Source organism: Methyloceanibacter sp. (assembly GCF_035650995.1).
Classification (GTDB): domain Bacteria; phylum Pseudomonadota; class Alphaproteobacteria; order Rhizobiales; family Methyloligellaceae; genus Methyloceanibacter.
This window is the reverse complement of the sequence record NZ_DASRGO010000167.1, coordinates 1-4479: the sequence shown is the minus strand read 5'-3', so window position 1 is coordinate 4479 and position 4479 is coordinate 1. Positions and strand designations below refer to the sequence as shown.

The window sequence follows — 4479 nt, the reverse complement described above, 5'->3', positions numbered from 1 at the left end:
GATGGCCGAGCACAATGCCGGCATCGTCTACGGCGCGCTCGCCTCCGGCACCGACATCATCCTCGCCGAGATCGCGCTCGCCTCGGGCGCCGAGCTCGACGTCGTGCTGCCCTTCCCGACCGAGCGCTTCATCGAGACTTCGGTCAAGATCGGCGATCCCGCCGACCGGCCTGGCAAGTGGGAGAAGCGTTTCCGCGCCATCCTCGAATCGCAGGGCGTGCGCTCGTTGACCATCATGGATCCGAGCGAGCCGGCCGAACGCGATCTCGATGCCTGTTTCTTCTATGCCTTCCGCTACGCCGCGGGCTGCGCCCTACAGCGGGCGGCGACGCTGCAGACGAGCTGCCGGCTGCTCGTCGTCGCCGATGGGACCGTTCCTGACACGCTCGGCGGTGCAAATCGCGTGCTTGACGACTGGCGCGCGCACGGCCGCGCCTTCGATTTGATCGTCTATCCGCATCCTCGCGCAACCCGCGAGCAACGCGAGGGCGAACTCGCCGCTTTCGGGCCCGTCGTGTTCCTGTGGGATGCCGCGTCCGCCCTCAAGAACGGAAACGGCGCGCTCGACCGGTTGTTCAAGGCAGTGAGCAAGGGCCGCGATGCGATCGAGCGCACCCATCGCGACGGACGGCGCGGCCTTTGTCTCATCGCCCGATCGACCGAGGAGGCGCTCGACTTAGGCCGCGACGCCGTCAAGGCCGCGCGCGAGGCCAAGCGGGCGCTGAGAGTCATTTGCGACTTTGGCCTCGTGCGGAGCGCGAAGCTCAAGCCCGACAAGAAGCTGATTGCGCACCTGCAATCCGCCGACGACTTCCCGGGCCTTCCCACCGACTGCGTGCTTGCGACCGAGGCTTTCGCCGCGCAAGCCAAGTTCGACCTCGGCGAGGATATCCTGTTGATCCCGGTCGGCCGCGCCGAGGTTCAGCCGGCCTCGGAAGAGAGCGAGAAACAGGCGATCAGAAGCCGCCCCACGCTTCCCGTGTTCACGGCCGAATGGACCTCGCGCGGACGCGTGCCTCCGCTCGACGGACCCAAGTCGCCGTAATTCGATCCGAGATTGTCCTCAGCGCGTCAACGAGACCCTGCCATGTCCATCACCATCAAACACCTCGAAGGGCCGCTGAAGGGTCAGGAGCAGCGTTTCGACGATCGCGTCGACACGATCCTTTTCGGACGCGACCGCGAAGCGGCGCAAGTGATCTATCCGCCCGAGTTCACTGTAATCGGCCGTAAGCATTTCCAGCTCAGACGCATGGCGTCTGGCGACTATCACACTGAATTGTTCGGCAAAGGCTACGTCGCGATCAACGGCGTGCCCGCCGAGAACGACATGCTGGTGAAATCGGAAAGTGAGTTCAGGCTCGGCAACAAAGACGGTCCTGCTTTCAAGGTCGAGATTGAAAGACCTAAGGCGACCGAGGAGTTGCCGGAGACGGGTCTACAGGACACGATGTCCACCGCGACCAGCAGACTTACCTCGCGCGTCGCCATTGGTTTTGGGGCGCTGGTGACAGTTCTCGTGGCTCTCTTTGCGTTCAACTACTACACGAGCACCACTCTCGAAGAGCAAATCGCTGCCGCCAACGCCGCCGCGGCCGCGCGCGCCGAGAAGGAATTTTCCGAAGCTACGCTCGCCCGGCTCGAGGCCGCGGTCTATCTCGTCGCCAAGGACGAAGACGGCAAGCCTCTGCCCGAGGCGACCGCCTGGGCCTTCGCGCCGAACCTGCTCGCCACCAACGCCCACGTCACGCAAGCGATCATGGGCCACGAGGATGAGTTCTTCCTCGTCGCGCCCGACGGCACGCACATCAAGATCAAGGGGGTCGTCTCGCATCCCGGTTACCTCGATTTCGGCAACTTCAAACAAACGCTCGGGACGAGCCGCTACGGCAAGTTCACCCCGCTCGACCTCATCAACGAGTACGACGTGGGCATCATCGAGATCGATCCTTCGACCCCCCTTCCCGTCGATGCCAAGACCGGTCAGCCCGTGACGCTCGAGCTTGCCTCACAAGACGAGCTCGAAGCGCTTGCCCCCGGCATGGCGGTCGCTTCCGCCGGCTTCCCTTACGAGAACATCAAGGGATCGGCGACCGCGACCAAGGCGCCGCCCGTGCTCCATTTCGGCTTCATCAGCTCCTTGACCGATGTGTTCATGAGCCGCGCCGATCCCGCCAATGCGCTCCTGATCCAGCACAGCGTGCCGGTGACCGGCGGCGCGAGCGGCTCGCCCCTCATCGACGCGCGCGGCAAGGTCATCGGCATCGTCAACGGCGGCAACACCAACGTCATCGACAGCGCCGGAGACGGCGGGAAGGTGCGCATGTCCAACGCGGTACAGATCAACTACGCCCAGCGCGTCGATCTCCTCAGAGAGCTCGAGGCGGGCGGCGCGCGCAAAGTGGCCGACACCGACCGCGCCTATTGGGACAAGATGAAGGCCCAGTTCGACAATCTGTTCGACATCGCGCTTGCGGCCTTCAAGGACCTCGCCGCGTCCCGCTACAAGGTGGGCGAGGGCGAGGAAAAGACGCTGATCGACGATGGCGAGCTCAACCCCGGCGACGGCAAGGCCATCAAGCTCGTGCAACAGACTTTCACCGTCGACGCCGTGCCCAGCCAGATCTACGGCTTCATCGCCGATGCCGAGAGCGGCGTGCCGATCGCCATCAACGTCAAGAAATCGGGGACCGGCGAGTTCCTGGGCGACGCCAAGGACGACCGGCAATCGCACGAGCCGTCTCAGGCCCCGACCGCCTGGGTGACGGTAACCGAGCCGACCAAGCTCGACGTCACGGTCTGGAGCCTCACGCGCCTGCCGGCCAAGTTCTCTCTTCACCAATTCATCTGGGCCGAGCCTAAGACGTCTGAGACGCCTCAGGCAGACTCGCGCCCCGCAGCGTCTCAGCAATGACCTTGAGATCGGCAAACCTTCGCTCGGGATCCTCCTTGAGCATCAGACGCACAAGCTTGCCGAGCGCGGGCGGCATGTCTTGCGGCCTTTGCCCGAATGAACCGAACGAGAGCTTGGGGGGAAGCTTGCCGCCGAAAATCTCGGCGATCATCTGCCCGAGGGCGTAAATGTCCGCTCGCCCATCGACCGCTCCTTCGCCCTTCTGTTCCGGCGCCATGTAAGGCGGCGTCCCCATCCGCGCGAGGCCATCTTGCGAACCAGCAACCAGAGCAATGCCGAGATCGATCAGCACGGCCGAGCTTCCCTCGCGCAGCACCACGTTCTCCGGCTTCACGTCGCGATGCACGATGCCCTTGGCGTGAAGCGCCGCGAGCGCATCGGCGACGCCGGCGAGATAGCCGAGCAGCTGCTCGTGCGGAGTCTCTTGGACGAGGGCCTTGCGCAGGGTCGGGCCGTCGATGAATTCCTGCACGATGTAGATCGCCCCTTTGGGATCGATGAGAAGATCGCGCACGCGGGCCACGCCGGGATGGGTGAGCGAAAGCGCGCAGGCATATTCGGCCCTGACCGAGTCGATCGCTCGCCTTCGCTGCTCGGCGCTATAGGCGGCGAGATCGACTTTCTTCAGAGCGACCTGCTCTCCGTCATTGAGGTCGAGCGCGCGGTCGACCTGCCCGCCGCCTCCCCCTCCAAGATGGCCGAGCATGATAAAGCGCCGCGCAACGCCGGCGCCTCCGCCGATCGACTCTATGTCCTCGGCAAGCTCCTTGAGATGCTTGCCGCCGTCGCTTTTCATCATGTCGGAGCGGATGCGATCGGCAAGCTCGCCGAGGTCGGCGGCGATCGCGCTGCGGAGCGCGAGCGCGAGTGCCTCGCGCGCCTCTTCGTCCCTGCCCGCTTTGAACAGCGCGTTCGCGAGCTTAACCCGCACAATGGCGGCGCGCGCGATCAAATCCTGCTCGGCGAACTCGCTCGCCACCTGCGCAAGCATTTCGGCAGCTTCGCTATCGCCCTTGAGCAGGGCGAGCTCGCCCTTGGCCTCGAGATATTCGAGGCGCCTGAAATTGTCGCTCGCATCGGCGAGAGAGGTTTCGGCCTCGACGAGACTCGTCTCGGCCTCCGCGAATTGCCCGCGCGCCGCAAAGCCGCGCGCCTCCTCGATGCGGACGAGAAAGGAGAGACGCGTTTCCTCGGCGGGAAGCTCCGACTTCAGTTGGCGGGCGATTGCCAGAGCCTGATCGGCATTTCCGGTCCGGTTCAGCGCCTGGCAGAAGTTCACCTTGAGCCTCTGCGCTTGACGCATCGGGAGATCCTTGGCGGCACTCTTGGCAATCTCGCGAAACAGCATCGCCGCGCGCTCATAGCGTCCGCCCTCGAGCTCGATGCGTCCGGTCTCGGCGAGCGCGCGGGACAGTGCGGCCCGGTTGTCCTGGATCGAGGCGAAGGCAAGCGATTGCAGCAGCTCGAGCGCGGCGGAGCGGTCGTTGCCGCGCCAGGCGTAAACCACGCTCGCCTCGCGTGCGATATGGGACAGCTCGCCATAATCCTTGGCGGCGATGGCCGCG

3 protein-coding genes are annotated in these 4479 nt (G+C 64.9%); 2 read left to right on the top strand and 1 reads right to left on the bottom strand.

Translation table 11 applies throughout. From position 1 onward, the window contains the following. Positions 1-1045, top strand: a 1045-nt coding sequence (locus VFB18_RS12655) for a hypothetical protein (protein ID WP_324975798.1), incomplete at its 5' end; no start/stop codon positions are given. Positions 1046-1087: 42 nt separating this feature from the next. Beyond that, positions 1088-2914: a trypsin-like serine peptidase gene (locus VFB18_RS12650; protein WP_324975795.1), complete on the top strand. Its 1827-nt coding sequence runs from the start codon at positions 1088-1090 to the stop codon at positions 2912-2914. On the opposite strand, the gene VFB18_RS12645 is transcribed toward VFB18_RS12650, so the two are convergent. Beyond that, positions 2859-4479: protein kinase domain-containing protein (locus VFB18_RS12645; protein WP_324975791.1), on the bottom strand; the 1621-nt coding region annotated here is incomplete at its 5' end. The genes VFB18_RS12650 and VFB18_RS12645 overlap by 56 nt on opposite strands.

What these genes read in the sequence shown, in the direction of transcription:
- VFB18_RS12650 (WP_324975795.1), top strand. Translation starts at nt 1,088, where the DNA reads ATGTCCATCACCATCAAACACCTCGAAGGGCCGCTGAAGGGTCAGGAG.